Source organism: Sulfitobacter aestuarii (genome assembly GCF_042685005.1).
Lineage (GTDB): Bacteria > Pseudomonadota > Alphaproteobacteria > Rhodobacterales > Rhodobacteraceae > Sulfitobacter > Sulfitobacter aestuarii.
Genome location: NZ_JBHUMP010000002.1, coordinates 371,040 through 397,145 on the forward strand (window position 1 = coordinate 371,040; position 26,106 = coordinate 397,145).

General features: G+C 65.5%; 28 protein-coding genes and 1 tRNA gene. 12 read left to right on the forward strand and 17 right to left on the reverse strand.

Going from position 1 to position 26,106, the window contains the following annotated elements:
• The first annotated feature begins 42 nt into the window (after nucleotides 1-42).
• The 5 genes from ACFSUD_RS04040 to ACFSUD_RS04060 all read left to right on the forward strand — a co-directional run bounded on the left by ACFSUD_RS04040 (nucleotide 43) and on the right by ACFSUD_RS04060 (nucleotide 3,850).
• The gene (locus ACFSUD_RS04040; protein WP_386371702.1) at nucleotides 43-1,104 is read left to right on the forward strand and encodes an SPOR domain-containing protein; all 1,062 of its coding nucleotides are present in this window, start codon (nucleotides 43-45) and stop codon (nucleotides 1,102-1,104) included.
• Nucleotides 1,101-2,123, forward strand: a complete 1,023-nt coding sequence (nagZ, locus tag ACFSUD_RS04045; protein WP_386371704.1) for a beta-N-acetylhexosaminidase — start codon at nucleotides 1,101-1,103, stop codon at nucleotides 2,121-2,123. The genes ACFSUD_RS04040 and nagZ overlap by 4 nt, the downstream gene beginning before the upstream one ends.
• On the forward strand, nucleotides 2,116-2,898 hold the full coding sequence (locus ACFSUD_RS04050) for a segregation and condensation protein A (RefSeq protein ID WP_386371706.1): 783 nt from the start codon (nucleotides 2,116-2,118) through the stop codon (nucleotides 2,896-2,898). The genes nagZ and ACFSUD_RS04050 overlap by 8 nt, the downstream gene beginning before the upstream one ends.
• 4 nt (nucleotides 2,899-2,902) lie before the next feature.
• Nucleotides 2,903-3,565, forward strand: a complete 663-nt coding sequence (gene scpB, locus ACFSUD_RS04055) for an SMC-Scp complex subunit ScpB (RefSeq protein ID WP_386371708.1) — start codon at nucleotides 2,903-2,905, stop codon at nucleotides 3,563-3,565.
• 81 nt (nucleotides 3,566-3,646) lie between these two features.
• Entirely contained in the window at nucleotides 3,647-3,850 is a 204-nt protein-coding gene (locus tag ACFSUD_RS04060) for a hypothetical protein (RefSeq protein ID WP_386371709.1), read from the forward strand.
• Between the two features lie 49 nt (nucleotides 3,851-3,899).
• Here ACFSUD_RS04060 and ACFSUD_RS04065 read toward each other — a convergent pair whose 3' ends face one another.
• From ACFSUD_RS04065 to ACFSUD_RS04100, 8 genes are all read right to left on the reverse strand, one after another.
• On the reverse strand, nucleotides 3,900-4,976 hold the full coding sequence (locus ACFSUD_RS04065) for a 2'-deoxycytidine 5'-triphosphate deaminase (protein ID WP_386371711.1): 1,077 nt from the start codon (nucleotides 4,974-4,976) through the stop codon (nucleotides 3,900-3,902).
• 63 nt (nucleotides 4,977-5,039) lie between these two features.
• Nucleotides 5,040-5,116: transfer RNA gene (locus tag ACFSUD_RS04070), tRNA-Pro, on the reverse strand.
• A 68-nt stretch (nucleotides 5,117-5,184) separates the two neighbouring features.
• Complete coding sequence (locus tag ACFSUD_RS04075) at nucleotides 5,185-6,111, reverse strand: MerR family transcriptional regulator (RefSeq protein WP_386371713.1); 927 nt, start codon at nucleotides 6,109-6,111, stop codon at nucleotides 5,185-5,187.
• Between the two features lie 4 nt (nucleotides 6,112-6,115).
• Nucleotides 6,116-6,418 carry an integration host factor subunit alpha gene (gene ihfA / locus ACFSUD_RS04080; protein ID WP_386371715.1) on the reverse strand — a complete coding sequence of 101 codons (303 nt, stop codon included), beginning with the start codon at nucleotides 6,416-6,418 and terminating at the stop codon, nucleotides 6,116-6,118.
• Nucleotides 6,419-6,526: 108 nt separating this feature from the next.
• Entirely contained in the window at nucleotides 6,527-7,498 is a 972-nt protein-coding gene (locus ACFSUD_RS04085; protein WP_386371717.1) for a beta-ketoacyl-ACP synthase III, read from the reverse strand.
• The gene (gene plsX / locus ACFSUD_RS04090; RefSeq protein ID WP_386371719.1) at nucleotides 7,495-8,571 is read right to left on the reverse strand and encodes a phosphate acyltransferase PlsX; all 1,077 of its coding nucleotides are present in this window, start codon (nucleotides 8,569-8,571) and stop codon (nucleotides 7,495-7,497) included. Before plsX ends, ACFSUD_RS04085 begins: the two co-directional genes overlap by 4 nt.
• Before the next feature lie 40 nt (nucleotides 8,572-8,611).
• Nucleotides 8,612-8,818 carry a 50S ribosomal protein L32 gene (gene rpmF, locus ACFSUD_RS04095; protein ID WP_386371720.1) on the reverse strand — a complete coding sequence of 69 codons (207 nt, stop codon included), beginning with the start codon at nucleotides 8,816-8,818 and terminating at the stop codon, nucleotides 8,612-8,614.
• Nucleotides 8,819-9,016: 198 nt separating this feature from the next.
• Nucleotides 9,017-9,580, reverse strand: coding sequence for a YceD family protein (locus ACFSUD_RS04100; protein WP_386371722.1), 564 nt, complete (start codon nucleotides 9,578-9,580; stop codon nucleotides 9,017-9,019).
• Nucleotides 9,581-9,672: 92 nt separating this feature from the next.
• On the opposite strand from ACFSUD_RS04100, the gene ACFSUD_RS04105 reads away from it, so the two are divergent.
• The 3 genes from ACFSUD_RS04105 to ACFSUD_RS04115 all read left to right on the forward strand — a co-directional run bounded on the left by ACFSUD_RS04105 (nucleotide 9,673) and on the right by ACFSUD_RS04115 (nucleotide 12,900).
• Nucleotides 9,673-10,137 (forward strand): outer membrane protein assembly factor BamE, encoded by a 465-nt coding sequence (locus tag ACFSUD_RS04105; RefSeq protein ID WP_386371724.1) that lies wholly within the window; start codon nucleotides 9,673-9,675, stop codon nucleotides 10,135-10,137.
• A 16-nt stretch (nucleotides 10,138-10,153) separates the two neighbouring features.
• Entirely contained in the window at nucleotides 10,154-10,969 is an 816-nt protein-coding gene (locus ACFSUD_RS04110; RefSeq protein ID WP_386371726.1) for a GNAT family N-acetyltransferase, read from the forward strand.
• A gap of 122 nt (nucleotides 10,970-11,091) precedes the next feature.
• A complete protein-coding gene (locus ACFSUD_RS04115) occupies nucleotides 11,092-12,900 on the forward strand; it encodes an ABC-F family ATP-binding cassette domain-containing protein (RefSeq protein ID WP_386371727.1) in 1,809 nt (602 codons plus the stop codon).
• Here ACFSUD_RS04115 and ACFSUD_RS04120 read toward each other — a convergent pair.
• The 4 genes from ACFSUD_RS04120 to tyrS all read right to left on the reverse strand — a co-directional run bounded on the left by ACFSUD_RS04120 (nucleotide 12,897) and on the right by tyrS (nucleotide 16,474).
• Nucleotides 12,897-13,496 carry a hypothetical protein gene (locus ACFSUD_RS04120; protein WP_386371728.1) on the reverse strand — a complete coding sequence of 200 codons (600 nt, stop codon included), beginning with the start codon at nucleotides 13,494-13,496 and terminating at the stop codon, nucleotides 12,897-12,899. The two genes, ACFSUD_RS04115 and ACFSUD_RS04120, sit on opposite strands and share 4 nt — an antisense overlap.
• Nucleotides 13,496-14,251 carry a 3-hydroxyacyl-CoA dehydrogenase gene (locus tag ACFSUD_RS04125; protein WP_386371730.1) on the reverse strand — a complete coding sequence of 252 codons (756 nt, stop codon included), beginning with the start codon at nucleotides 14,249-14,251 and terminating at the stop codon, nucleotides 13,496-13,498. Before ACFSUD_RS04125 ends, ACFSUD_RS04120 begins: the two co-directional genes overlap by 1 nt.
• A 29-nt stretch (nucleotides 14,252-14,280) precedes the next feature.
• A complete protein-coding gene (locus tag ACFSUD_RS04130) occupies nucleotides 14,281-15,141 on the reverse strand; it encodes a GNAT family N-acetyltransferase (protein WP_386371732.1) in 861 nt (286 codons plus the stop codon).
• An 82-nt stretch (nucleotides 15,142-15,223) separates the two neighbouring features.
• The gene (tyrS, locus tag ACFSUD_RS04135; RefSeq protein WP_386371734.1) at nucleotides 15,224-16,474 is read right to left on the reverse strand and encodes a tyrosine--tRNA ligase; all 1,251 of its coding nucleotides are present in this window, start codon (nucleotides 16,472-16,474) and stop codon (nucleotides 15,224-15,226) included.
• A 66-nt stretch (nucleotides 16,475-16,540) separates the two neighbouring features.
• On the opposite strand from tyrS, the gene ACFSUD_RS04140 reads away from it, so the two are divergent.
• A complete protein-coding gene (locus ACFSUD_RS04140) occupies nucleotides 16,541-17,683 on the forward strand; it encodes an anhydro-N-acetylmuramic acid kinase (protein ID WP_386371736.1) in 1,143 nt (380 codons plus the stop codon).
• Here the strand turns inward: ACFSUD_RS04140 and ACFSUD_RS04145 are convergent.
• Entirely contained in the window at nucleotides 17,666-18,583 is a 918-nt protein-coding gene (locus ACFSUD_RS04145) for a fatty acid desaturase (RefSeq protein ID WP_386371738.1), read from the reverse strand. The genes ACFSUD_RS04140 and ACFSUD_RS04145 overlap by 18 nt on opposite strands.
• Before the next feature lie 309 nt (nucleotides 18,584-18,892).
• On the opposite strand from ACFSUD_RS04145, the gene ACFSUD_RS04150 reads away from it, so the two are divergent.
• Nucleotides 18,893-19,696: a hypothetical protein gene (locus ACFSUD_RS04150; protein ID WP_386371740.1), complete on the forward strand. Its 804-nt coding sequence runs from the start codon at nucleotides 18,893-18,895 to the stop codon at nucleotides 19,694-19,696.
• Between the two features lie 78 nt (nucleotides 19,697-19,774).
• Here the strand turns inward: ACFSUD_RS04150 and eno are convergent, their stop codons facing one another.
• Together eno and ACFSUD_RS04160 are read right to left on the reverse strand one after the other, a co-directional pair.
• Nucleotides 19,775-21,052 (reverse strand): phosphopyruvate hydratase, encoded by a 1,278-nt coding sequence (gene eno, locus ACFSUD_RS04155; protein WP_386371741.1) that lies wholly within the window; start codon nucleotides 21,050-21,052, stop codon nucleotides 19,775-19,777.
• A 34-nt stretch (nucleotides 21,053-21,086) separates the two neighbouring features.
• A complete protein-coding gene (locus ACFSUD_RS04160; protein ID WP_386371743.1) occupies nucleotides 21,087-21,989 on the reverse strand; it encodes a DMT family transporter in 903 nt (300 codons plus the stop codon).
• 140 nt (nucleotides 21,990-22,129) lie between these two features.
• Between ACFSUD_RS04160 and ACFSUD_RS04165 the strand changes: the two genes are divergently transcribed.
• Complete coding sequence (locus ACFSUD_RS04165; protein ID WP_386371745.1) at nucleotides 22,130-23,161, forward strand: AbrB family transcriptional regulator; 1,032 nt, start codon at nucleotides 22,130-22,132, stop codon at nucleotides 23,159-23,161.
• 9 nt (nucleotides 23,162-23,170) lie between these two features.
• Here the strand turns inward: ACFSUD_RS04165 and ACFSUD_RS04170 are convergent, their stop codons facing one another.
• Nucleotides 23,171-23,872 (reverse strand): NYN domain-containing protein, encoded by a 702-nt coding sequence (locus ACFSUD_RS04170; RefSeq protein ID WP_386371747.1) that lies wholly within the window; start codon nucleotides 23,870-23,872, stop codon nucleotides 23,171-23,173.
• Nucleotides 23,869-24,288: a Fur family transcriptional regulator gene (locus ACFSUD_RS04175; protein WP_386371749.1), complete on the reverse strand. Its 420-nt coding sequence runs from the start codon at nucleotides 24,286-24,288 to the stop codon at nucleotides 23,869-23,871. The genes ACFSUD_RS04170 and ACFSUD_RS04175 overlap by 4 nt, the downstream gene beginning before the upstream one ends.
• Nucleotides 24,289-24,669: 381 nt before the next feature.
• Here ACFSUD_RS04175 and ACFSUD_RS04180 point away from each other — a divergent pair, with 381 nt between their 5' ends.
• Nucleotides 24,670-25,986, forward strand: a complete 1,317-nt coding sequence (locus ACFSUD_RS04180) for a DEAD/DEAH box helicase (protein ID WP_386371751.1) — start codon at nucleotides 24,670-24,672, stop codon at nucleotides 25,984-25,986.
• Nucleotides 25,987-26,106 lie beyond the last annotated feature (120 nt).

The window sequence follows — 26,106 nt, forward strand, 5'->3', positions numbered from 1 at the left end:
AGACCCGTCAGGCAAAGCATCTGAGCGGGCAGCGAGGCACAGATGGCAGATTTCAGAGCCGCCCGGACGACGGGCGATTACGAAGCTGAATCGGACTACCAGGCATCGGAATACGAAACCGAGTCGGATTTCGCGGACGGGTTCGAGAATGAACCCGATCTCGGTGCGCCTGCCGGAGCGCGGCCACTGGCAAAACTCACCAACGTGATCGGGGCAGGGATCTCGGTCGCGCTGGTCGCCGGGATCGGTGTCTGGGGCTACAAGTTGCTGATGCGAGACGTAAGCGGCATTCCCGTCGTGCGCGCCGCGGTCGGAGAGATGCGCGTGCGCCCCGAGGAACCGGGCGGCCAGCTGGCGCGGCATCAGGGCCTGTCGGTCAATGTGGTCGCCGCAGAGGGGGTTGCCGGAAAACCTGCGGACCTGCTGAAGCTCGCGCCGAAACCCGTGGACCTCGCCGAAGAGGATCAGCCGATCCTCGCCAGCGCGCCGCTGGAAGACAAGCCTGAACCGGAAGTCGAGATCGCCGAAGTAGCGGCGGAGGAGAGCCCGGCAGATACGCAGGATGACACGCCACTCGATGTCGCGGCGGCCTTGGAGAATGGCGACGTCGAAAATTTGGTGGCACTGCTCACGGCAGGTGCCATTCCGATGGGCGAGGAACCCGAAGAGGACGAGGCGCTGGCCCAGCCGAAAGTCGTGGCGGCGGTGCTGAACGCGCCCGGCGTGCGTCATTCGCTGCGCCCGCCCCGCGAGCGCCCGGAAGAGCAGGCGATGATCCAGCCTGCGAGCCTGCGCAGCACCAGCCCGGCGCGCCCTGCCGAGACGGCGGAGATCGATGCCGCGAGCCTGCAGGTCGGCACGCGCCTGGTGCAGCTCGGCGCTTTCGACAGCCCGGAGGTCGCGCGTGAGCAATGGGATGTGCTGCGCGGCCGTTTCGACGATTACATGCAGGACAAATCGCGGGTGGTGCAGAAGGCGACGAGCGGCGGACGGGTGTTCTACCGGCTGCGGGCCCATGGTTTTGAGGATATCGCCGACGCGCGCCGGTTCTGTTCGGCGCTGCTTGCCGAGCGGGCCGATTGCATTCCGGTCGTGACGCGATGACGGCGACAGGCGGGCAATCCTTCGGCGCCACGATCCTTGATGCCGAAGGCCTGCGTCTGAGCGCCGATGAAAAGGCGCTGTTTCGCGCTGTGAATCCCTTCGGCTTCATCCTCTTCGCCCGCAATATCGACAGCCCCGACCAGATACGCGCGCTCTGCGATGATTTCCGCGAGGCGGTGGGCTATGACGCGGTGATCACCATCGACCAGGAAGGCGGGCGCGTGCAGCGGCTGCGCGCGCCGCTCGGGCGTGAATGGTTGCCGCCCCTGGAGTTCGTGCACCGGTCCGGGGATCAGGCCGAGCGGGCGATGTATCTGCGCTACCGGCTGATCGCCGATGAGCTGCACGCGCTCGGCATCGACAGCAATTGCGCGCCGATGGTCGATCTTGCCGGAGACACCACCCATGATTTTCTGCGCAACCGCTGCTATGGAAGCGATCCGGCAGAGGTCGCGCGGCTCGGGCGCGCGGCGGCGGACGGGATGTTGGCGGGCGGGGTGCTGCCGGTGCTGAAACACGTGCCGGGCCATGGTCGCGCCACGCAGGACAGCCATTTCGATCTGCCACGGATCGCAGCGGACCATACCAGCCTCAGCACCCATGATTTCGCGCCCTTCAAGACGCTCAACGATCTGCCCATGGCGATGACCGCGCACCTCGTCTATGAGCAGATCGACCCGAACCCGGCGACCTGTTCGCCCGCCGTGATGCGGTTGATCCGCGAGGAGATCGGTTTTGATAACCTGATCATGACGGATGACATCTCCATGAAGGCCCTGAGCGGCTCGCTGTTGCAGATCACCGGGGATGCTCTTGCGGCGGGCTGCGACGTGATCCTACTCTGCAACGCCAGCTTTGAGGAACGTGCCGCGGTGGCCGGGGCCGCCGGTGAGATGACCGCCGCGGCTCAGCGCCGCGCGCATCGGGCCCTGGCGGCGCGCCGCGCGCCGGATGTTTTCGACATCGCGGCGGCGGAAGCGGAGCTGGACAGGCTTCTCCGCGGGGCGCGGCATGGCTGACGGGGGCATCGCGGAAAGCCGGTTGTCGGTGGCGGATCGGGTCGCCGCCGAGGCGCTGATCGTCGATGTGGACGGTTTCGAGGGGCCGCTCGACCTGCTGCTGAGCCTGAGCCGGACCCAGAAGGTCGATCTGCGCAAGGTCTCGGTGCTGCAACTGGCGCGGCAATATCTCAGCTTCGTCGAGCAGGCCAAGGCGCTGCGACTGGAACTGGCGGCGGATTATCTCGTGATGGCGGCCTGGCTGGCTTTCCTGAAATCCCGGCTGCTGCTGCCGCCCGACCCGACCGAAGAGGGTCCCTCCGGCGAGGAAATGGCGGCGCATCTGGCCTTTCAGCTCGAACGGTTGCAGGCGATGCGGGATGCCGCGGCGCGGCTGATGGCGCGGGATCAATTGGGGCGCGACTTCTTTGCCCGCGGCCAGACCAACGAGGTCCGGCAGGTCCGCCGGGTGAGTTATACCGCGACCCTGCTCGACCTGATGCAGGGCTATGCCCGGATCCGCACGCGGGACGACTTCCGCCCCTTCGTGATGGATCGCGAAGCGGTCTTCACCATGGAAGAGGCGCTCGACAGGCTGCGCGGGCTGATCGGCTATGCCGGGGATTGGGCGGAGCTGAACAGCTATCTGCCCGAAGGCTGGGAAAGCGACCCGGCCAAGCGCCGCTCGGCCACGGCGGCGACTTTTGCCGCTTCGCTGGAACTGGTCAAGGAAGGGCAGCTGGAGATCCGGCAGAGCGAGACCTTCGCGCCGATCCAGATGCGCAAAAAGGATTAAGACCGTGTCGGAAGCTATCGAGATATTGCAGAACAAGAGCTTCACGGCTCCAGATCTGGCGGAGCAGGAGCGGATGATCGAGGCGATTCTCTTCGTCAGTTCCGAGCCGCTGAACCTGCGCGAAATCGAGTCGCGCCTGCCCGAGGGCTGCGATGTGGGTGAGGCATTGGCGCTGCTCCGGCGGCGCTACGATGGGCGCGGGGTGGAGCTACGCAAGATCGGCGACGGCTATGCGCTGCGCACCGCGCCGGATCTCGGCTTTCTGATGCACCGCGAGACGGTGGAGATGCGCAAGCTCAGCCGCGCCGCGATCGAGACCCTGGCGATCATTGCCTATCATCAGCCGGTGACCCGAGCCGAGATCGAGGAGATCCGCGGCGTGTCGGTGTCGCGCGGTACGGTGGATCAACTGCTCGAACTCGAATGGATCCGCTTTGGGCGACGCAAGATGACCCCAGGGCGGCCGGTGACCTTCGTGGTCACGCAGGACTTTCTCGATCACTTCGGGCTCGAAAGCGCGCGCGACCTGCCGGGGCTGCCGGAGCTGCGCTCTGCCGGATTGCTCGACAACCGCCCGCCGCCCGGCCCGGTGCCGTTGCCGGGAGATGGCGTGGTCGAGGAAGAGGAAGAGGCGAGCAGCGGGCAGAGCGAATTGTTCGAGGACTGAGCGCGATTTATCCGGTCGGATGACCTGAAAATCGCCGCAATGCCTGCTATATGTCAGGGCGGAGCCAATGGAGGGCAAGACATGAACCAGATCATCAACATGATTCTGCGCCAGATCACCCGGCGGCTGGTCAACAAGGGCATCGATGCCGGTTTCAAACAGGCGGGCAAGTTCGGCCGCACCGGCAAGGAGGCGCCCAAGAGCGCCGGTCAGCCGAAACAGCCGGGCCAAAGCAAGGCCGGGAAACAGGCGATGCGGCTGCTGCGGCGGACAACGAAATTCTGAACACGGGACGGCGCGTGCCGTCGCGCGATCGAACCGCAGATACGCGTGGTCAGGTCGCTTTGAAATGTTTGCTGAGCTTCAGCCCCTGGCCCTGATAGTTCGACGCGATACCCGCGCCATAGAGCTGGGTGGGCGGCACGGCCATGCGTTCATAGATCAGCCGTCCGACGACCTGTCCATGTTCAAGCACGAAGGGCGCTTCGTGGCAGCGCACCTCCAGCACCCCGCGCGAACCGGAGCCGCCTGCGGTCTCATGTCCGAATCCGGGGTCGAAAAATCCGGCATAATGCACCCGGAATTCACCGACCATGGCGAGATAGGGCGCCATCTCCGCGGCGTAGCCGGGCGGAATTGTCACCGCCTCGCGGCTCACGAGGATATAGAAAGCGCCGGGATCGAGGATGATCTGGCCGCTACTGCTGTGCACTTCCTCCCAGTATTCGGCCGGTTCGTAATAGCCGATATTGTCGAGGTCGATCACCCCGGTATGGGGCTTGGCGCGGTAGCCGACAAGGCTGGTGCCGGGCAGTTTCAGATCGACCGAGAAACCGAGCCCGTCATCGATCACCGCCACGCCATCGACCAGCGGTGACTCGGCATGCAGGGCGCGCAGCGCGGTGTCATCGAGCACGGCATCACCCTGGCCGAAGCGGATCTGATTGAGCCGCATGCCCGGCCGCACCAGTACCGAGAAGGAGCGCGGACAGATCTCCGCATAGAGCGGCCCGGTGTAACCGGGCGCGACGCGGTCGAACTCGCGGCCGCCATCGGTGATTGTCCGGGTCAGCAGGTCGAGCCTGCCGGTGGAGCTCTTGGCGTTGGCGACGGCGGAGATGTCATCGGGCAGGGCCAGCGATTCCATCAGCGGCACCACGTAGACGCAGCCCTTCTCGAGCACGGCGCCATCGCGGAGATCGACCCGGTGCATCTCGAATTCCTCGAGCCGTGCGGCGACGCTGGCGCCATGACCGGCAAGGAAGGAGGCGCGGACCCGATAGGCAACCTGGCCGAGGCGCAGATCAAGGCTCGCGGGCTGGATCTGCTCGGGGATGACGGGCGCCGTGGCGTGGATCTGACCCGCGTCGATCATGGCGGTGATTTGCTGGTTGGGGATCACGCCGCTCATGCCGCACCTCTTTATATGACAAACGCCCGCGTCACGAAGGCGCGGGCGTTTTGCTTGGTCTTTTGGTCGGGCTAGCAGGACTCGAACCTGCGACCTTCCGTCCCCCAGACGGACGCGCTACCAGGCTGCGCCATAGCCCGACTTGTGGCGGTTCTTACCTGATCTGGCCCCGCGTGCAAGAGCAAATCGCGGCTCCCGGCAAGAGAGTTCAATTCGCCCTCGCCGGGGCATCTCCGGGGATGCGCTGTGACGCCATCCGGTCGCGCAGGGCGCTGAGCCGGGTGAGCAGCGGCGCGACTTCGGCGGCGCTTGCAGCATCGAGCCGGTCAAGCTTCTGCGCAAGAGACAGCACGCCCGGCGCGACGGGAATGTCGGCCTCGGGGGTGAGGGCGGGCAGGGCGATTTGCCGGGGCGTCTTTGCGGAAGCGGCCGCATCGGCTGCGGCTACTGGCAGTTCTGTCGCTTCTGACTGTGACGCCGGCGATTTTGCAAGAGTTTCCGGAGACGGTTCAGCGACCGTGGGTTCCGCCGGGGGCAGGTTGTCTTCCGACGTCATTGCCGTGTGCAGCGGTTCGCGGAGGAAACCCGGCAGATCCGCTGCTTCCGCTCTCGGCGCTGCGGCAGACACCGGCTCTTCGGCCCTGTCCCGAGTGCTCTGAGGCTGATCCGCCGACGGTTCATTGCCCGAAGTATCGGACGACCCACCGGCAGTCGGATCGGGCTGCGCCGCATCCCGGGGAGGGGCGGCTGGTTCGGGGCGTGTGGCAGGGTCGAAGGACAGCACAACGCCTTTTTCCTCCGGCGTCTGCGTGGTTTCGATCCCGGCCTGCGCCGCGGCATATTCCGGCGCGGTGGTCTCGTCGAGCGGCGGGGAGAGCGCCGCCACATGGCTCATACCCTCTTCGCGCAGGATCTTCTGCACGCCCTTAATGGTCAGCCCGTCCTCATGGAGCAGCCGCTTGATGCCGCCGAGCAGCAGCATATCGGCAGGCCGGTAATAGCGCCGCCCGCCGGCCCGCTTGATCGGCTTCACCTGGGTGAACTTGCTTTCCCAGAACCGCAGTACATGGGCCTGGATCCCCAGCCAGTCGGCGACCTCGGAAATGGTGCGAAATGCGTCCCGTGACTTGGACATGAGATCAGGACTTGTTGCCGTCCGCGACCCGGTCCTTCATCAGGTGGGAGGGGCGGAAGGTGAGGACGCGGCGCGGGTTGATCGGAACCTCTTCCCCGGTCTTCGGATTGCGCCCGACCCGAGCGGACTTGTCACGGACCGAGAAGGTGCCGAAGGACGATATCTTCACCTGTTCGCCCTGCACCAGCGCGTCCGACATATGTTCGAGCACCGCTTCGACGAGCTGTGCGCTTTCGTTGCGAGACAGACCGACTTCACGAAACACGGCCTCGCTGAGATCCATTCGCGTCAATGTCTTGTTTGTCATGATACCCCCAGACTATCCGTCAGCATAGGCTGCGCAAAATTTGCGAGTCAACTAGGATGACCCGCAACGCCCTGTTTAGGCGGAATTTTAGCAGATTCCTACCGGGTATTACCAGCGCAGAACCACGGCGCCCCAGGCGAGCCCGCCGCCGATCGCCTCGGTGACGATGAGATCGCCGGGCTTGATCTGCCCCCGGTTGCGGCCCACCGAAAGCGCCAGCGGGATAGAGGCGGCGGAGGTATTTCCGTGATCCTGCACGGTAACCACGACCTTTTCCATCGGCAGACCGAGCTTCTTCGCCGTACCCTGGATGATCCTGATATTGGCCTGATGGGGCACCACCCAATCGACCTTCTCGGGGGTGACCCCGGCACGGGCGAGGGCGCTGTTGGCGGTAGCGGCAAGTTTCTCGACCGCGTGGCGGAATACCTGATTGCCCTGCATTCGCAGATAGCCGGTGCTCCCGGTGCTGACGCCGCCATCGACATAAAGCAATTCGCGGAAGCGGCCGTCGGAATTCAGATCGGTGGCAAGAATGCCGCGGTCCTCGGAACTGCCCTTGCCCTCCTGCGCTTCGAGCAGCAGAGCGCCGGCGCCGTCGCCGAAGAGCACGCAGGTCGACCGGTCGCTCCAGTCCATGATCCGGCTGAAGGTCTCGGCCCCGATCACCAGCACCCGCTGGGCCTGTCCCGAGGCGATGAGGGCGTTGGCATTGGTCAACGCATAGACGAACCCGGCGCAGACTGCCTGCAGGTCGAAAGCGAAGCCACCGGTCATGCCGAGCTCGGCCTGCACCATGGTCGCGACGGAAGGGAAGGTCAGGTCCGGGGTGGAGGTGGCGACGATGACCGCATCGACGTCGTTCGCGGAGAGACCGGCATCCGCCAGCGCGGCGCGCGCGGCATTGCTTGCCATCATGGCGGTGGTTTCCCCTTCGGCGGCGAAATGCCGCCGCTCGATACCGGAACGCGAGCGGATCCAGGCATCGTCGGTATCCAGAGTCTTTTCGAATTCGGCATTCTCGACGATACGTTCGGGCAGATAATGCCCGCAGCCGATGACCACAGCACGCTGGCTCATGTTAACGCCTCCTCTGTGGGCTGAGCTGCCGCGACACGGGCGGCGAGCTTGTCGTTGAATTTGCTGTCCGACAGATGCGCGGCCAGCTTGATCGCGGCGGAAACCCCGGTAGCATCGGCGGAACCGTGCGATTTGACCACCGTGCCGTTGAGACCGAGAAAGACGCCGCCGTTCACCCGGCGCGGGTCGATCTTGCGTTTCAGCCGCTGCAGGGAAGTATAGGCCAGTAGCGAGGCGAGTCGCGAGAGCGGCGAATATTCGAAAGCCTCGCGCAGGCGATTGCCGATCATGCTCGCGGTGCCTTCGCCGGTCTTGATCGCGACATTGCCGGTGAAACCGTCGGTTACGATGACATCGGCACGATCACCGGCGATATCGCTGCCTTCGACGAAACCGACGAAATCGAAACCGGCGCTCTGCTGCTGATCGCGAATCAGCTCATAGGCTTCCTTGAGCTCGCTGCGGCCCTTGTGCTCTTCGGTCCCGACATTGAGCAGCCCGACCCGCGGACGGGTCAGCGCCATGCCGTTGCGCGCGTAGGACGTGCCCATCAGCGCATAGCGCAGCAGGTCTTCGGCATCGGCGCGCACATCGGCGCCGACATCGAGCATCACGTTGAAGCCCTGCCTGTTGGACGAAGGGTAAAGCACCGCGATGGCCGGGCGGTTGACGCCGGGCAGTTTCTTCAGCCGGATCATCGACAGCGCCATCAGCGCGCCGGTATTGCCGCAGGACACCGCCACCGCGGCCTCGCCGCTGCGCACGGATTCGATCGCCGACCACATCGACGTGTCCTTGCCGGTGCGCAGCACCTGGCTCGGCTTGTCGTCCATGGTGACGACATCCGATGCATGCCTGATCTCGCAGCGGCCCTCGAGTTCGCGCCGCTTGTTCACCAGCGGGCCCAGCACCGCCTTGTCCCCATGCAGGATGAAGGCAATGTCCGGATTGAGCTTGGCAGAGGTCGAACACCCGGCAACAACGATTGCCGGGCCCTGATCGCCCCCCATGGCATCAACGGATATCAGGGTGGGCTGGGGCTTCGCGGAGCTCTGATCGGTCGCGGCCGTCATCGGTGCGAATGCCTCATCTGCCAATGCCTGACGAAACGGCTTAGGCCGCGTCGTCTTCGAGGTCCACTTCCTCGGTCAGGGCCACGACTTCCTTATCGGCGTAATGGCCGCAGGAGGCGCAGATATGGTGCGGACGCTTCAGCTCACCGCAATTGGAGCATTCGTTGGGATTTGCGGCCACAAGCGAATCGTGCGCGCGGCGGTTGTTGCGGCGCGATTTGGAGACTTTATTCTGCTGGACAGCCATGTCTGGTGCCTTTGTCTTCGGGGCCGGGACCATGCGCTTGCAAAGGGCGGCCGTGTTTCGGATCAACTCCCGTTCGGGCGTGACGTGCGTGTAGGCGCAAGCCCGCACATTGTCCAACCTTAATTGGGGGTGAGAGCGGCAAAATACTGCGAAAGCGGTCGGATGCAAGCAGGTAATTCGCCGAGGCCATCGGCGGGCTCAGTCCTTCTTCGGTTTGAGCTGGTTCTTCAGCCCTGCAAGTCCTGCAAAGGGACGCGCCTGCTCGTCGGTCATCGGTGCTTCGCCGGGCTTGGTATAGACCATCTGTCCAAGCTCGGCCGCGTCCTTGCGGGGATATTCCGGCACTTCCAGCGCCAGCGCCTCGATCATCACCGCGGCGGGATCGATCCACTGGCCGAGCGGTTCGCTGCTGTCATCCTCGGGCATTTCCATCTCGGCCTCGTCGGGAAGCTCGTAGCCCTTGATATAGCGACGGGTGACATCGACGTCGATCCGCGTGGTGACCGGCTCGAGGGTCACGACGCAGGGCTGTACCAGCGTGGCACCAAGCCGCCCTTCCAGCGTCCAGTCCTGCCCGCCGAGCGGCATGACCCTGCCGATAAAGCTGAGCTTGCGCAGCGCCGAGAGATCGAGTTCGGCCGCGATCTGCGCGCAGCTATCGGTATCCGGGCGCAGCGCGAAGGCATTGTCGCCGGTCTGGGAAAGCTCGGCAACGCGCAGGGCATGCGGGCTTGGCGGGGTGCGGGGGGTTTTCTCTGTCATCGGGCGGCCTACTTTCGTTTCTTGAACCCAAGGGGCGCCTTGGTGTATGCGAGATAAAAGCCAGAAACCCCAAGGGCAAGAGGTCAGCGTAAATGTGCACCAGAAGCCGAGTTAATCCCCGGATCCTCGGGACGATCGTCCTCGGGGCGGTGCTGTCGCTTTCCGCCTGCGCACCGCAATACAAGAATTACGGCTATATCCCGCCGGAAGACCAGCTCGAGCGGATTCGCGTCGGGGTCGATACGCGCGAAAGCGTGACCGAGACCGTCGGCGCGCCGGTCGCTTCCGGTGTGCTGGAGGGCAGTGGCTATTACTATGTGCGCAGCCGCCAGCGCGCGCTCGGTTTCCTGGCGCCAGAAGAGGTGGAGCGCGAGGTTGTCGCGATCAGCTTCAGCGATGCTGGCGTAGTCAACAATGTCGAGCGTTTCGGACTAGAACGCGGGCGCGTGGTGGTGCTCGAGCGCCGGGTCACCTCGGCGCCCGTAGGGTCGAATTCCCCTCTGCGCAAGCTCCTGAGCAATATCGGACGGCTGGGCCCAGCAGGGCTGGGCGAATAGGGCCGCGGCGCGGGGCTTGCCGCGTGATGCAGCGGTGCCAGAGCTGCGTCAGGGTCGGCACAGCGGCAACGATCCTGCTACTCGGATGAGCCACGAACATCTTGTCGAGACCTTTGGCGGCCGGTACCGGGTGCGGATTGCCGCGAATTCGGGCGATCTCGACACGGTGCTGGCGCTGCGCAAAGCCTGTTTCGGCGGCGCTGCCGGGCGTGCCGATGCACATGATGCCACGGCAATCCAGGTATTTGTGGAAGCGGCAGATAACAATGCGTTGGTCTGCAGCTATCGGCTGAGGCTGCTGGAGGGCGGGGAGCTGCACCGGAGCTACGCGGCGCAATTCTACGATCTGCGCCGATTGTCCGCCCATGAGGGGGTGATGATGGAGCTCGGCCGCTTCTGCATCGACCGGAATTATCGCGACCCCGATATCCTGCGCCTCGCCTGGTGCGCGATCACCGCGCTGGTGGATGCGCGGAATGTTAAAATGCTTTTCGGATGCAGCTCCTTTGCCGGGGTCGATCCGCGACCCTATCACGATGCATTCGGGATGCTGAGAGCGCGGCATCTGGCGCCGCCCGCCTGGCGCCCGGGGATCGGCGCGGCGGAGGTTTTCGCCTTTGCCGATATCCCGCGGGACCGGCCCGACCCGCGCGCCGCGGCCCTGCAGATGCCGCCGCCGCTGCGCAGCTATCTCCTGATGGGCGGTCGGGTCAGCGATCATGCGGTGGTGGACCGCGCGTTGCAGACACTTCACGTGTTCACCGCGCTGGAGGTCGCCGCGATTCCCGAGGGACGGAAGCGTTCGTTGCGCGCCCTGGTACAACAGATTTGAGGCCTCCGGCGGAGGTATTTTGACCCAAAGAAGCCGGGGCCGGGTGCGAATCTGATGGTCGCCCGCCACCCTGCGCTGCGCGGGACATTGACCTCCGCGCGGCACGGCGATAGCTGGCAGGCATGGCACGTGCACCTCTCTTACAGCTCACCGGGATTTCGCTGACCTTCGGCGGCGATCCTGTTTTCGAAGATCTATCGCTGGTGGTCCAACCCGGCGACCGTGTGGCCCTGGTCGGGCGCAATGGTTCGGGCAAATCCACTCTAATGAAGGTGATGGCCGGGCTGGTCGAAGCCGATCAGGGACAGGTGATCGCCGGTCCCGGCGTGTCGGTCGGCTATATGGAGCAGGAACCCGATCTGAGCGGTTTTGAGACGCTCGGCGATTTTGCCGCGCAGGGGCTCGATCCCGGGGAGATGTACAAGGTCGAACGCGCCGGCGAGGGATTGAAGTTCGACCCGGCACGGCCGGTCGCCACCGCCAGCGGCGGGGAGCGGCGGCGCGCGGCGCTGGCGCGGTTGATGGCATCGGAGCCCGAGCTGATGCTGCTCGACGAACCGACGAACCATCTCGATATCGAGGCGATCGCCTGGCTCGAGAACGAGCTCAAGACCACCCGTACCGCCTATGTGATCATCAGCCACGACCGGGCCTTCCTGCGCGCCCTGACCCGCGCGACCCTGTGGATCGACCGCGGCACCGTGCGGCGTCAGGAGACCGGGTTCGAGGGTTTCGAGGCCTGGCGCGACAGGCTCTGGGAAGAAGAGGACATGCAGCGCCACAAGCTTGACCGCAAGATCAAGGCAGAGGCACGGTGGGCGGTCGAAGGCATTTCGGCGCGGCGCAAGCGCAACCAGGGACGGGTCCGGGCCTTGCAGGACCTGCGGGCCGAGCGCGCGGCGCAGATCAACCGTCAGGGCAGTGCCGCGATGGCGCTGGAGGCCGGCCCGAAATCGGGGCGCAAGGTGATCGAGGCGGAGAATATCGGCAAGTCGTTCGACGGCAAGGTGATCCTGCGCGATTTCTCGATCAAGGTGCAGCGTGGCGACCGGATCGCGCTGGTCGGGCCCAACGGGGTTGGCAAGACGACCCTGCTCAACATGCTGATCGGGCGCGAGGAGCCCGACGAGGGCAGCGTGGCGCTCGGCACGAATCTGGAGCTGGCCCTGTTCGATCAGGCGCGCGCCCAGCTTGATGGCGACATGAGTCTCTGGGACAGCCTGACCGGCGATCCGGAGATGCGGGTCTCGGGCAAGGCGGATCAGGTGCTGGTGCGCGGACAACCGAAGCACGTGGTCGGCTATCTCAAGGAATTCCTGTTTGACGAGGCACAGGCGCGGGCGCCGGTGCGCTCGCTTTCCGGGGGCGAGAAGGCGCGGCTGCTGCTGGCCAAGATCATGGCGCGGTCCTCCAATTTGCTGGTGCTCGACGAACCCACGAACGATCTGGATGTCGAGACGCTGGACCTGCTGCAGGAGTTGCTCGGCACCTATGACGGCACCGTGCTTCTGGTCAGCCACGACCGTGATTTCCTTGACCGGGTCGCCGCGACGACGATCGCCATGGAGGGCGATGGCCGCGCGACGATCTATGCCGGGGGCTGGAGCGACTACCTCGCGCAACGGGGGCAGGATGATTTCGCCGAAAGCGTGACCAGGCCGAAGGCCGCGCCGCCGAAGCAAAAACAGACCAGGGCAGCGAAATCGGGGCTGAGCTTTACCGAGAGGCATCGGCTGGAAGCGTTGCCGGAGGAAATTGCCCGGCTCGAGGCCGAGATCGGCAAGCTCGAGCAGTTGATGGCCGATCCCGATCTGTTCACCCGCGAGCCGATGAAGTTCAAGAAGGCGACGCAGGCCCTGACCGAACGGCAGGAAAAGCTGGCGGCGGCCGAGGAGGAATGGCTGACGCTGGAGGAGAAGGCGGAAACCTAATCGAGTGCCATCCTCGGGCGATAGCCGTTGCGAAAGGCAGCGACGATGCTCGGCGGGGTGAGCAGCTGCACCGGGCCCCGCGGCAGGGCGCGCGCGCTGGCATAGCCCTCGGGCCGGTAGGGATGAAAGGCCGTCTCGTAGATCAGCCCGGCGGTGCCATCGGACGTGAGGACGAAGCTGCCGTCCGGCAGATCCGTCGCATCGGGCAGGGGATGGCGGCGCTGTGCGAAGCGTCGTGCAATCGCGCGTTCATGGTGAAGCTGCCGGTCCAGCGCGGCGGCGGGGCCGATGAGCGGCAAGCAGGCACGGAAATCACGATAGGCCGCGTTCCGGCATTGCGCGCAGGGCCGGTGCCCGGCGGCAAAGGCCACCGCCTCATCGAGAAAGAACAGCTCCGTATAGCGTCCCGGCGCCATCAGTTCGCGGCGGTTGCCCTTGTAGCTGAGGCGGCAGCAGACCCAGTTGCGATGGGCCCAGCGGCGCTTGGGATGCAGGCCCTGGGCCTTATGCAGAATGCCGCGGTTGCCCATGAAGCCGCCGCGCGCAGGATGCGCGATGATGTCTCTGGTCGGCTGTACCCGGTTCTGACGTGCCATCAGCGCATCCGCAGCGCGCCGTCGAGGCGGATGACCTCGCCGTTCAGGTAACCCATTTCGACGATGAAAGCCGCGAGCCGCGCATATTCCTCCGGCGCGCCGAGCCGGGGCGGGTTCGGCACGTCGGCGGCGAGGCTGGCCTGAACCTCCTCGGGCAGGCCCGCAAGCATCGGGGTCATGAAGATGCCGGGCGCGATGGCCATGACACGGATGCCGGTCTGCGCGAGGTCGCGGGCCATCGGCAGGGTCATCCCGACGATTCCTCCCTTGGACGCGGCATAGGCCGCCTGGCCCTTCTGCCCGTCGAAGGCGGCGATCGAGGCGGTGTTGATGATCACGCCGCGTGCGCCGTCGCTGTCCGCGTCGTTCTGTGCCATCGCCGCAGCGGCGAGGCGCGAGACGTTGAACGTGCCGACGAGGTTGATGTCGATGCTGCGCTGGAAGGAGTCGAGCGGATGCGGTCCGTCGCGGCCCAATGTCTTGATGCCAAGCGCGATGCCCGCGCAATTCACGCAAGCCGTGATCCGGCCCATCCGGTCGCGCGCCTGATCGATTGCCGCCCCGACCGAAGCTTCATCGGTGACGTCGGTCTCGATGAAATGGCCGTTGATCTGGGCGGCCACATCGGCACCGCGCGCGGCGTCGCGGTCAAGCAGGGTGACCCGGGCGCCCTGGGCCGCGAAATGGCGGGCGGTGGCCTCGCCGAGGCCCGAGGCGCCTCCGGTGACGAGCGCGGCGGTGGTGGCGAGCTGCATGGGGCTTCCTTCATGATTTGAACATATGTTCAGTAAAGCGCATGACCGGGTGCCGCGCAAGTCGCGCGCCGATCCCTCAGCGGCTGCCAGCGCAGCCAGGTGCCGCCCGTCGGGACGAGACTCGCCCCGGCGCGAGTCTTGAACCGGGCCAGCCCCGGCGCGGCGGCGCAGACCGGGCCGAGGTCCAAAAGGTCGTGACCCTGTTCGGCAAGCCAGAGTGACGCCTGCCAGAGCAGCAGATTATGGGCCTGCAGCGCCTTTCCCGCCGAGCAGATATTGCCGATGTGATAGGTCGCCGCATTGCCATGGCGCAGGAACAGCATGTGAGCCACGGGGCGGCCGCGATGATGCGCGGTGAAGAGACGCGTCTGATCGGGTGCTGCGGCGGCGAAGGCGGCGGTCAGGCGCGCGGGCCAGTTGCGATAGCCCCGCTGACGGGCCTGGGCGGCATCGGCCAGGAGCAGCGGATGATGCGGATCGGCGGGCAGCGGCGCGTGACTGACGCCCAGTTCGGCGCCTTCGGCGCGGCGCAGCTGGTTGCGCCATTTCCCGTGCAACGCAGCGCGGCGTCGCACGGGCGGCGGGCGCAGGTCGACCTTCGCGAGCATCTGTGGGGTGCGCAGTTTCCAGGCGGGCGGCAAGGGACATGGCGTTTCCGGCGACAGGATCAGCGGCAGGTTTTGCAGACCGGCCTCGCGCAGCTGGGCAAGCAGGTCTGGCGGCGGCACGGCGCGTGGCAGCATCGCCAGGCGCAACCCGAGAAACCGGCGGCGCAGCACAAGCAGGCCGCCGGGCAGGATCACGGGATCTTGCCCGCAGGCGCGCAGGGCAGCGGCGAAGGCCGGGCTCTGCAGAAGCGGTTTATGGCACTCGGTCGGGGTGTCGCGCATGCCTTATTGGGCGCGATGGCGGTTAAGACGGAGTTAAAGGCGGGAGGGATCAGGCAGGACCGATGGCCTTGCCTGATCCCTTTCAGCCGAGCTGGACCAGCGCGTGACGTTTCTTGCCGGCGCTGAGCTTGATCGGGCTGGCCAGCGCCGCCGCATCGAGCATCATGCCCGCGTCGGTCAGCGGCCGGTCATCGATCCGCGCACCGTTCTCGGCGATCAACCGCTTGGCCTCCTTGCCGGAGCCCGCAAGCCCGGATTTGACGATCAGCTGCACGATGGAGATCCCGTCGCCGAGGTCCGCCGAGCTCAGCGTCAGGGTCGGCAGGTCATCGCCTACACCGCCGCGCTCGAACACTTCGCGCGCCGTGGCCTCGGCCGCGGCTGCCGCTTCGGTACCATGCAGCAGCGAGGTCACCTCATTGGCCAGGAGCACCTTCGCCTCATTGATCTCCGAACCAGCCAGCGCGCCGAGACGGTCACATTCTTCGACCGGAAGCTCTGTATAGAGCTTCAGGAATCGTCCGACATCGGCATCGGTGGAATTGCGCCAGAATTGCCAGAACTCATAGGGGGACAGCATGTCGCCATTGAGCCAGACGGCACCGCCTGCCGATTTGCCCATCTTCTTGCCGTCGGACGTGGTCAGCAGCGGCGAGGTGAGGCCATAGACCTCCCCGTCGATCACCCGGCGGGTGAGGTCGATCCCGTTGACGATATTGCCCCATTGATCGGAGCCGCCCATCTGCAGGATACAGCCGTAGCGGCGGTGCAGCTCCAAGAAGTCATAGGCCTGCAGGATCATGTAGTTGAATTCGAGGAAAGACAGCGATTGCTCGCGGTCGAGCCTTGATTTCACCGACTCGAAAGACAGCATCCGGTTGATCGAGAAATGCCGCCCGATGTCGCGCAGGAAATCGAGGTAGTTGAGCCCGTCGAGCCATTCGGCGTTGTTGAGCATGAGCGCATCGCTCGGCCCATTGCCGTAATCGAGGTAGCGCGCGAAGACCTTGCGGATTCCTTCGATATTGTCGTCGATCGCCGTCGGCGTCAGCAGCGGGCGCTCGTCGGCGCGGAAGGACGGGTCGCCCACCTTGGTCGTGCCGCCGCCCATCAGGGTGATCGGCTTGCCGCCGCATTTCTGCAGCCAGCGCAGCATCATGATGTTGACCAGATGGCCGACATGCAGCGACTTGGCGGTCGCGTCATAACCTACATAGGCAGGCTGGGCACCTTTCAGCAGCGCCTCGTCCAGGCCCTGATAATCGGTGCAATCCGCGAGAAAGCCGCGTTGCATCATCGTCTGGATGAAGTCCGATTTCGGATGGTATGTCATGGTGCCTTGCCTCATGCGTGGTTTGCGGGGCAATCTATAGGCGCAGAGCAGTCAAAGGAAAAGGCCATGAATAAGGCCATGCATAAGGCCAGTTACGGGGCGATCGGAAAATCCGGCGTGGTTACCGCGCTCGGGGCAATGTCGGGCACGTCGCTCGACGGGGTCGACGCGGCGGTATTGCGCAGCGACGGCCATGAGATCACCAGCTTCGGCACCAGCCGCTATCGCAGCTATACGACGCAGGAGCGTCAGGTCATAGCCGCCGGCTTCGGCAAATGGTCGGGGCCTGAGGTGGCAGCGGCGGCAGAGGTGGTCGAGACCGCACATCGTGAGCTGCTGGCCGGGTTTGACAAGATCGACCTGATTGGCTTCCATGGTCAGACGCTGGCCCATGCGCCGCGCGTCCAGGGCACCTTGCAGGTCGGCGATGGCGCGGCACTGGCCGAAGCGCTCGGGCGTCCGGTGGTCTGGGATTTCCGCTCGGCCGATGTGGAGCTCGGGGGCGAGGGCGCGCCCTTGGCACCATTCTTTCACCATGCTTGCGCGCGCTATGTGGGGCTCGATGCGCCGGTGGCGTTTCTCAACCTTGGCGGTGTCGGTAACCTCACCTGGGTCGATCCGCGCGTGGCGCGGCCCGAGCAGGAGGGCGCATTGCTGGCCTTCGACACCGGCCCTGCCAATGCGCCGCTCAACGATCTGATGCAGGCCCGTCGCGGCGAATATTTCGACGAGGGCGGGCGACTGGCGGCACAGGGACGGGTAGAGCAGGGCGCGCTGGAGCTGTTTCTCGCCGAGCCCTATTTCGCGCGCATCCCGCCCAAGTCGCTCGACCGCAATGATTTTGCCGAGATGGTGGCGCTGGTCGGGGAGCTTTCCGATGCCGATGCCGCGGCGACCCTGACGGCGATGTGCGCCGCCGGGGTGGCCGAGGCGATGCAGCATTGCCCGGCACCGCCCGCGCGGGTGCTGGTGACCGGCGGCGGGCGGCTCAACCCAGTGCTGATGCGGATGCTCGAAGTCTCGCTGGATTGTCCGGTGATGCCGGTCGAAGAGGTCGGGCTCGATGGCGATATGCTCGAAGCGCAGGCCTTCGCCTATCTCGCCGTGCGGGTGGCGCGCGGCCTGCCGACCTCTTGTCCCGGCACCACCGGCGTGCGTGCGGCAGTGGGCGGCGGCACCGTCAGCCTGCCGTCAGCGCACGGCGGCTGAAGTGCTCTCAGCACTCTTCAGCCCTGCCACATAGTCCCGGCTGAATTCGCCATACCCGTTCGAGACGGATTTCAGATGCGTCTCGATCTCGGCGTGCAGGCGTGGCAGGGCGTGAAACGGCACCATCGGCAGCGCGTGATGCTCGGCATGATAGGGCATGTTCCAGGCCAGAAACCGCACGATCCGGTTGGTCAGCGTGGTGCGGGTGTTCTCCAGCATGTCGGCGACCGGCGGGCAATGGCCATGCTCGGCCAGCAGATAGGCGCGCAGAAACGGCTGGCCGACCAGCGCCGGGACGATCCACAGCCACAGCGCCAGCGGGGTGAACAGCAGTGACAAGGCGATCAGCGCATAAAGGGCGAGCAGCAGCCGCGCCTCGCGGATCATCGCGCCGTGCTGGCGGGGCGGCAGATAGGGAGCGCTGACGCGGCCGCGCGCGTGGTCCCAGATCAGCCCGGCATTGCCGCGCCAATACCCCCAGCCACTGAGGTAGATCAGGTAATCGCGCCAGGTCTGCGGACGCGGCTGGTCGGCAATCTCCGGATCACGGGCGGGGTCGTTGGTGAATTTGTGATGCGCCAGATGGAAATAGCGGAACCAGGTGAAGGGCAGCAACAGGGGCAGGGCGAGAGCATGGCCGATCACCTCGTTGAGGCGCTTGCTGGCGAAGGGAGTCGCATGGGTGCATTCATGGCTCAGCGTGAACAGGAACACCAGGGCGACGCCATAGGGCAGCATCAGCAGCGGCCAGAACGGCACCTGCGCGATGATGAGTGCCGCGAGAGAGACCAGCAGGCCGAGATGCCCGGCCAGATGTGCCAGCCCTTTGCGATCCGATCGCACCTGCAATGCGGCGCGCCTGGCGGGATCGAGACCGGCTATGAATTCAAGATGCGTCATGGCGTGTAAATGGGGCCATGCTTGTCGTTTGGCAAGGCGATGGGGAAAGACGGCACATTGATATCATATTCGTGCCGCGCCTTCCCGGACGCGGGGCCGAATGATCGTTTTAGGCAAGTTTTTGCCCGCCATAAGTCCTGGAATTATCAGTGTAATCAATTCTATGTATCGCATATGTGCAATTTTTTGCACTCTATGATTGCCCGCCAAAGCAAGGCCATACTTCCGGTTGAAGCTGATGTGACAGGGAACGGCGCCGGGGCCTTTCGGCTCCCGGCCCGGCTCGAATTCATCGAAGGAGGATTTTACATGACACGTTTCAGCAGTTTCGCAATGCCCATGGTCTTTGTCGGCTTGGCCACCAGTGCCGTGGCGCTCGAGGTTGGTGTAGGCGCGGAGGTTGGCGTTGGCGATGTCGGAGTTGGTGCGGGCGTCGGCGCTTCGGTCGGCAGTGATGGCGCAGGTGCAGGCGCTGCGGCTGGCGTCGGTACTGGCGGTGATGACGGCGGTAGCGTCGGGGCCGGGGCCGGCGTCGGCGCGGGCGTCGGAGCCGAGGGTGATCATGGCGGGGTCGGCGCCGGGGTTGGCGCCGATGTAGGTATCGGCGGTAGCGGTTCAGGCGCCGGAGATTCCGGTGACGATGGCTCATCCGGCGGCGGTTCCGGCGGCAGCGGTGGCCCGAACGGCGGCGATTCTGGCGGCGATGGTGGCTCGACTGGAGGCGGTTCCGGCGGCGGCGGCGGTTCGACCGGCGATACTGGCGGATCAGGCAGCAGCGGCAACGGCTCGGGGGGCGGTCAGGCGTCTTCGGGGGGCGGCGACGCCGCGATGCGGGAGGCCAACGGCAGTGCTGCCGACGGTCTCACGCTCAAGCAGGTTCAAACGCAGCTTGTCGGTGCGGTGGTCTGGGCCAAGGACGATGTCGCCATCGGTATGGTAGAGAGCAGTAGACCCGCCCCGGGGGGCAAGGTCGACGCGCGGGTCCGGCTTGGCAGTACCATATCGGCAGGCGGCGGCACCGCGACCCTGCGCATAAAACCGGTATTGGTCAAGGACGGCAGATTGATCCTGGACCTGACCAGCGCCCAGTTCCTGCGCCGCGCCGGGCTCTGATCCGCAAGCGCCTTGCTGTTCTCGCGCGTTGTCATGCCGCCGGCTATCCGGCGGCATGATTCCTGTCGGCCTCCCGGCTCAGCGGCGCAGGATCGAACGTCCTGCATATTCGGCAGTCTCGCCGAGCATCTCCTCAATCCGGATCAGCTGGTTGTATTTCGCCAGCCGGTCGGAGCGGGCCAGCGAGCCGGTCTTGATCTGCCCGCAATTCGTCGCCACCGCGAGATCGGCGATGGTGGCATCCTCGGTCTCGCCGGAGCGATGCGACATCACATTGGTGAAACCGGCGCGATGAGCCATGTCCACCGCTTTCAATGTCTCGGTCAGGCTGCCGATCTGGTTGACCTTGACCAGCATCGAATTGGCGGATTTGCGTTCGATCCCCTGTGCGAGACGCGCCGGATTGGTGACGAAAAGATCGTCGCCGACGAGCTGCACCCGGTCGCCGAGCTTCGCGGTCAAGGCGGCCCAGCCGTCCCAGTCGTCCTCCGACATGCCATCCTCGATCGAGATGATTGGATAATCGGCGCAAAGCGCGGCGAGGTAATCGGCATTCTCCTCGCTCGAGAGCGTCTTGCCCTCGCCCGCGAGCACGTATTTTCCGTCCTTGTAATATTCGGTAGCGGCGCAATCGAGCGCGAGGTGGATCTCCTCGCCGGGCTTGTAGCCTGCCTTCTCGATCGACTTCAGGATGAAATCGAGCGCTTCGCGGGTCGAGCCCAGTTCAGGCGCAAAGCCGCCTTCGTCGCCGAGGCCGGTCGACATGCCCGCGGCCGAAAGCTCCTTCTTCAGCGTGTGGAACACCTCGGAGCCCATGCGCACCGCGTCGCGGATGTTCTCCGCGGCCACGGGCATGATCATGAATTCCTGGATGTCGATCGGGTTGTCGGCATGTTCGCCGCCGTTGATGATGTTCATCATCGGCACCGGCAGCACGCGGGCCGAGGTGCCCCCGACGTAGCGATAAAGCGGCTGGGCGCAGAAATCGGCGGCGGCCTTGGCGGCGGCGAGGGAGACGCCGAGGATCGCATTGGCGCCGAGGCGCGACTTGTTGTCGGTGCCGTCGAGCTCGATCATGATTTCGTCGATTTCCACCTGTTCGGTGGCTTCGATGCCCACCAGCGCCTCGGCGATCTCGCCGTTGACCGATGCGCAGGCTTCAAGCACGCCCTTGCCCATGTAGCGCGCCTTGTCGCCGTCGCGCCGCTCGACCGCCTCATAGGCGCCGGTCGAGGCGCCCGAGGGCACGGCCGCGCGGCCCATGGTGCCGTCTTCGAGGATCACGTCGACTTCGACGGTCGGATTGCCCCGGCTGTCGAGGATCTCGCGTGCATGGATATCGATGATGGTGCTCATGGAACTGTCCTTTGACCTATATTTTGGCTCTGGTTTAGCGTGCCATGCTGGGCTTGGAAAGGCTGGCTGGCGGGCGGGCGCGATGTTTGCGTTCGCGCCACACCGTGTAGATGCCCGAGCCGACGATGATGGTGGCGCCGATCAGCGTCAGCGCGTCGGGTTGCTCGGCAAAGATCACCATGCCGATCAGCATCGCAAAGAGCAGTCGCGAATAGCGGAACGGGCTGACGAAGCTGATCTCGCCGACCCGCATTGCCGCGACGATGCCGTAATAGGCGAAGACTCCCACGGTGAGTGCGCTGCCGAGGTAGAGCCAGTGCAGGGGGGAGGGTGCGACGAAGACGGTCTGGCGTGCCAGCATCAACAGCAGTCCCGAGGGCACCAGCACCACGAAGGCAAGAAAGCTGAGCTGCATCGACGATATGCCCGCGGGCACGCGGCGGGTTGCCAGATCACGCAGCGCCAGGCCGATCACTGCGAGCACCGCGAAAAGCGACAGCGCGTTGAATCCTTCGAGACCGGGGCGGATGATCAGCAGCACGCCGAAGAAACCGATGCCGATGGCGCTCCAGCGCCGCCAGCCGACCGCTTCCCCGAGAAACAGCGCCGCGCCCAGCGTCACCGCGAGCGGCGTCGCCTGCAGGATCGCCGAGGCCGAGGAAATCGGGGTGAGGGCGATGGCGGTGACAAAACTCAGCGAGCCGACGACCTCGCCCACGCCGCGCAGCACGATCGGGACACTCAGCATGTCGCGCGAATAGAGCGCGCGGCCCTGAAGCCGCAGGATCGTCGCGAAGATCAGGCTGCCGCCGATGCCGAGCGTGGCGATGATCTGCTCGACCGGCAGCACATCGGACGTCAGTTTGATGAACATGTCCTCGATCGCGAAACCCGCCATCGAGAGTACCATCAGCAATGCGCCGCGCAAATTGTCCATCGCCCCAACCTTTCAACCGGGAATATTCCCCAATCGCCATGAACCTTTTGCCGCGCAAGGGCAAGCCCCGGCTGGTATGGCGAGGGGCGCGGTGCTAGCGATGGGGCATGAGACGGCCCCGGTTCCCAGCTTCGCTGCACATGACCGCCCTGACGCTGGCCATTGCCGCGGTCGGGGCCGGGCTGTTCTGGGCGCTTTCCGCGCCGGTCTACATGCTGCTCGGCCCGGCCATCGCGGTCAGCGTCGCCGGGCTCTGCGGGATGCGGACGGGGATCGCGCCGCGCCTGCGCGACGCCTGTTTCGTCCTGCTCGGTCTCGGCGTCGGCGCCGGGTTCGACGGGGATGCACTTGCCGCGATGCTGCGCTGGCCGCTGGCCTTTCTGCTGATGGCGGTCGTGATCTGGGCGATCATGGCTGCATCTCAGGCGCTTCTGGTGCGGTTCTTCGGCTTCGAGCGACGCTCGGCGCTGCTGGCCTCGGCGCCGGGGCATCTGAGTTTCGTCATCGCCATGGCCAGTGACACCGGTGCCGATGTGGCGCGGATCTCGATCACCCAATCGGTGCGGCTGCTGAGCCTGACGCTGCTGGTGCCGTTTCTGGCGCTGGCCATAGGGGTGGAATGGTCGGGCTCGCTGGCGCCGCCGGGGGACAAGATGAGCGCGCTTTCCCTGCTGGCGCTGGTGCCCCCGGCGCTGGCGCTCGGCTGGCTGTTCCAGCGTCTTTCGGTGCCCGCACCGCTGCTGCTCGGGGCATTGACGGTTTCCGGTCTCGGCCATGCTGGCGGGCTGACGCCGGGGGTGGTGCCGGGCTGGTTGATCCTGCCTGCCTATCTGGTGCTGGGCGCGCTGATCGGCACGCGCTTCTCGGGCATGCAACCGCGTCAGCTGCTTGGCGGTCTGGGAGCCGGGCTGGCGATGACGCTGGTGGCGATGAGCTTCGCCGGGCTTGGCGCGCTGCCGGTGGCCTGGGCGCTCGGGATGCCGCTGGCCCATGTGCTCATCGCCTTTGCGCCTGGCGGGCTCGAGACGATGATCGCCATGGGGGCGGTGCTCGGCGTGGTGCCAGGTTTCGTCGCCGCCTGCCATGTGGCGCGGCTGCTGGTGCTGAGCATCCTGTTGCCGGTCATGCTGGCCGCTCTGCGCCGCGAGACCCCGCGGCGCTCGCCCGGCTGAGCACTGCGCTCAGGTGCGCAGCCGCACCATCAACCGGTTGCCGGTCTTGCGGGTCTCCAGCGCATCGAGCGCCTCGACCAAGGCGCTGAGCTTGCCATGGCCATAGGTCCGGCTGTCGAAATCCGCATGGCGCGCCTGAATGGCCTGACCGACCTGGCCGAGATTGACCCATTCATCCTCTGAATCGATCTTGTCGAGCGCCTCGCGGAACAACGGCAGCGCTTTCTCGGCCTTGGCCGAGCCGCCGCGCGGCGTGTCCGGCGCGCTGCCACCATCCAGGTTCTCGATCAGAATGAAGCGGTTATAGACATTGCGCAGGGAATCGTGGGTCTTCTTTTCGCCGATGCCGATCACCGTCAGCCCCTGTTCGCGCAGACGGTTGACCAGCGCGGTGAAATCGCTGTCGGAAGAGACGATGACGAACATGTCGAACCGCCCCGAATGCAGGATATCCATCGCATCGATCACCAGACCGATGTCGGAGGCGTTCTTGCCCGTGGTGTTGTTGGTCTCCTGATGCGCCACCAGCCCGAGCTCGCGGATCGGCGTGCGCCAGCCTTTGAGATGGTCGTTGGACCAGTCGCCATAGACCCGGCGCAGCGCCGGTTCGCCGATCGAGGCGACCTCGCGCATGATTGCGCCCGCATGTTTGGCCGGAACATTGTCGGCGTCGATCAGAACCGCGAGAAGCGGGCGGTCGGAATTGCTCATGTGCTGCCTTTCTTGAGCGGGACCCCGTAAAGTTCGAGCCGATGACCGCGCAGCTCATAGCCGAGCTTGGCGGCGATCTTCTCCTGCAGGGCCTCGATTTCGGGATCGACGAATTCGATCACCGCGCCGGAATTCATGTCGATCAGATGGTCGTGATGGTCGCGCTCGGCATCCTCGTAGCGCGCGCGCCCGTCGCCGAACTCGAGCTTGTCGAGTATCCCCGCTTCCTCGAACAGCTTGACGGTGCGATATACGGTGGCCAGCGAGATCGCCGCATCAAGCGCCACGGCACGGGCGAAAAGCTCTTCGACATCCGGATGATCGTCGCTGTCCTCGATGACCTGGGCGATGGTGCGGCGCTGGCCGGTCATGCGCAGGCCCATGGCCTCGCAACGTTTGATGATCGGTTTGCTCATGCGCAGCCTCTTGCACGGTCTTCATCGGGTTCTGTGGTGTAGCGGCATTTGCCGCGAGAGGCCAACCGCTTTCGCCGGACAAGGGGTTTTTGTCGCGCCAGGTTGACTTTTGCCGCACAACAGCCCAGATGGGGGTCAAGCGATGCCTTCTGCCGCGTGAGCAGTTCCGGTGCCGGGGTCATGTGACCTCACGCAATCACCGGCTTCCAAGGCCCGCCGATGTTCCCAAAATCACGCGTGGGGCCAAACGCGATGGACAGGTTCAGGGCAGATGGCCCGTGCCTGCGATCCGTTTCGCGTGACCCTGCGGCGCTCGTGACGGGCGCGGCGAAAGTATATGACAGGGGCGCGGCCTGGCCGAGACCCCGGAAAGACGGATATATGAGCGATTTCGACATGATGGACCTGCCGCCGAAACTGGTGGCGCGGCTGCATGAAATGGGTCTGAAAGACCCGACCCCGATCCAGCGCCAGGCGATCCCGCACGCGCTCAACGGACGGGACGTGATGGGGCTGGCGCAGACCGGGACCGGCAAGACCGCCGCTTTTGGCGTGCCGCTGGTGGCGCAGATGCTGGAGATGGAAGGCCGCCCGAAGCCGCGCCACGTGCGCGGACTGGTGCTGGCGCCGACCCGCGAACTGGCCAACCAGATCATGGAAAACCTGCGCGGCTTCTGCGACAAGACTCCGCTCAAGGCGCAGATGGTAGTTGGCGGCCAGTCGATCAACGCGCAGATCAAGCGGCTCGAGCGCGGCACCGACCTGCTGGTCGCGACGCCCGGGCGGCTGCTCGACCTGATGGACCGGCGCGCGGTACTGCTCAACGAGACGACCTTCCTCGTGCTCGACGAGGCCGATCAGATGCTCGACATGGGATTCATCCACGACCTGCGCAAGATCGCCAGCGTGATCCCCAAGGAGCGCCAGACCATGCTGTTCTCGGCGACCATGCCCAAGCTGATGAACGAGATCGCCAACAGCTATCTCAACGCGCCGATCCGCATCGAGGTCTCGCCTCCGGGCAAGGCTGCGGACAAGGTGACCCAGGAGGTGCATTTCATCGCCAAGGCGGAAAAGACCGCGTTGCTGATCGAGCTGCTGGGCAAGCATCGCGGCGAGCGGGCGCTGGTCTTCGGGCGTACCAAGCACGGGTCGGAAAAGCTGATGAAGACGCTGGTGAAGGCCGGTTTCGACGCCACGTCGATCCACGGCAACAAGAGCCAGGGCCAGCGCGATCGCGCCATTGAGGGGTTCAAGAAGGGCGATCTGACCGTCTTGGTCGCCACGGATGTCGCGGCGCGCGGGCTCGATATTCCGGATGTGAAACATGTCTATAATTTCGATCTACCGAACGTGCCGGACAATTACGTGCACCGGATCGGCCGTACCGCGCGGGCCGGCAAGGACGGTGCCGCGGTGGCCTTCTGTGCGCCTGACGAGATGGGCGAGCTGAAGGCAATCCAGAAGACCATGGGGATCTCGATTCCGGTGGCCTCGGGACGGCCCTGGGAGGTGATCGATGAGCCCGCCAAGCCAAAGGGCCGGGGCCGGGGACGCGGCGGTCGCCCAGGCGGCGGCGGTGGTCGTCCGGGCGGTGGTGGCGGCGAAGGCGCGAACACAGGCGCCAAGCCCGGTGGCGGTCGCAACCGGCGCCGGGGCGGCGGTGGCGGCAAGTCGAGTGGCCAGCGCGTCGCCTGACGTCGTTCGGCGAAGCGATCGAAACAGAAGAACGGCGCGGCTCGCGAGAGCCGCGCCGTTTGGCTGTGTGGGTGCTTCATGCGCCGCCGTATCGCCGGTCGCTGCGACTGCGTTCAGGTA

Excerpts from the sequence above, each read along its gene's own strand:
- tyrS (WP_386371734.1), bottom strand. The coding sequence starts at position 16,474 with ATGACATACCATCCGAAATCGGACTTCATCCAGACGATGATGCAACGC.
- ACFSUD_RS04060 (WP_386371709.1), top strand. The coding sequence starts at position 3,647 with ATGAACCAGATCATCAACATGATTCTGCGCCAGATCACCCGGCGGCTG.
- eno (WP_386371741.1), bottom strand. The coding sequence starts at position 21,052 with ATGAGCACCATCATCGATATCCATGCACGCGAGATCCTCGACAGCCGG.
- ACFSUD_RS04125 (WP_386371730.1), bottom strand. The coding sequence starts at position 14,251 with ATGCAGCTCGCCACCACCGCCGCGCTCGTCACCGGAGGCGCCTCGGGC.
- ACFSUD_RS04100 (WP_386371722.1), bottom strand. The coding sequence starts at position 9,580 with ATGACAGAGAAAACCCCCCGCACCCCGCCAAGCCCGCATGCCCTGCGC.
- rpmF (WP_386371720.1), bottom strand. The coding sequence starts at position 8,818 with ATGGCTGTCCAGCAGAATAAAGTCTCCAAATCGCGCCGCAACAACCGC.
- ACFSUD_RS04150 (WP_386371740.1), top strand. The coding sequence starts at position 18,893 with ATGACACGTTTCAGCAGTTTCGCAATGCCCATGGTCTTTGTCGGCTTG.
- ACFSUD_RS04120 (WP_386371728.1), bottom strand. The coding sequence starts at position 13,496 with ATGGCACGTCAGAACCGGGTACAGCCGACCAGAGACATCATCGCGCAT.
- ACFSUD_RS04145 (WP_386371738.1), bottom strand. The coding sequence starts at position 18,583 with ATGACGCATCTTGAATTCATAGCCGGTCTCGATCCCGCCAGGCGCGCC.
- ACFSUD_RS04065 (WP_386371711.1), bottom strand. The coding sequence starts at position 4,976 with ATGAGCGGCGTGATCCCCAACCAGCAAATCACCGCCATGATCGACGCG.
- ACFSUD_RS04160 (WP_386371743.1), bottom strand. The coding sequence starts at position 21,989 with ATGGACAATTTGCGCGGCGCATTGCTGATGGTACTCTCGATGGCGGGT.
- ACFSUD_RS04085 (WP_386371717.1), bottom strand. The coding sequence starts at position 7,498 with ATGAGCCAGCGTGCTGTGGTCATCGGCTGCGGGCATTATCTGCCCGAA.
- nagZ (WP_386371704.1), top strand. The coding sequence starts at position 1,101 with ATGACGGCGACAGGCGGGCAATCCTTCGGCGCCACGATCCTTGATGCC.
- ACFSUD_RS04050 (WP_386371706.1), top strand. The coding sequence starts at position 2,116 with ATGGCTGACGGGGGCATCGCGGAAAGCCGGTTGTCGGTGGCGGATCGG.
- ACFSUD_RS04115 (WP_386371727.1), top strand. The coding sequence starts at position 11,092 with ATGGCACGTGCACCTCTCTTACAGCTCACCGGGATTTCGCTGACCTTC.
- ACFSUD_RS04130 (WP_386371732.1), bottom strand. The coding sequence starts at position 15,141 with ATGCGCGACACCCCGACCGAGTGCCATAAACCGCTTCTGCAGAGCCCG.
- ACFSUD_RS04170 (WP_386371747.1), bottom strand. The coding sequence starts at position 23,872 with ATGAGCAATTCCGACCGCCCGCTTCTCGCGGTTCTGATCGACGCCGAC.
- ACFSUD_RS04040 (WP_386371702.1), top strand. The coding sequence starts at position 43 with ATGGCAGATTTCAGAGCCGCCCGGACGACGGGCGATTACGAAGCTGAA.
- ACFSUD_RS04165 (WP_386371745.1), top strand. The coding sequence starts at position 22,130 with ATGACCGCCCTGACGCTGGCCATTGCCGCGGTCGGGGCCGGGCTGTTC.
- ACFSUD_RS04140 (WP_386371736.1), top strand. The coding sequence starts at position 16,541 with ATGAATAAGGCCATGCATAAGGCCAGTTACGGGGCGATCGGAAAATCC.
- ACFSUD_RS04180 (WP_386371751.1), top strand. The coding sequence starts at position 24,670 with ATGAGCGATTTCGACATGATGGACCTGCCGCCGAAACTGGTGGCGCGG.
- ACFSUD_RS04075 (WP_386371713.1), bottom strand. The coding sequence starts at position 6,111 with ATGTCCAAGTCACGGGACGCATTTCGCACCATTTCCGAGGTCGCCGAC.
- plsX (WP_386371719.1), bottom strand. The coding sequence starts at position 8,571 with ATGACGGCCGCGACCGATCAGAGCTCCGCGAAGCCCCAGCCCACCCTG.
- ihfA (WP_386371715.1), bottom strand. The coding sequence starts at position 6,418 with ATGACAAACAAGACATTGACGCGAATGGATCTCAGCGAGGCCGTGTTT.
- ACFSUD_RS04175 (WP_386371749.1), bottom strand. The coding sequence starts at position 24,288 with ATGAGCAAACCGATCATCAAACGTTGCGAGGCCATGGGCCTGCGCATG.
- ACFSUD_RS04105 (WP_386371724.1), top strand. The coding sequence starts at position 9,673 with ATGTGCACCAGAAGCCGAGTTAATCCCCGGATCCTCGGGACGATCGTC.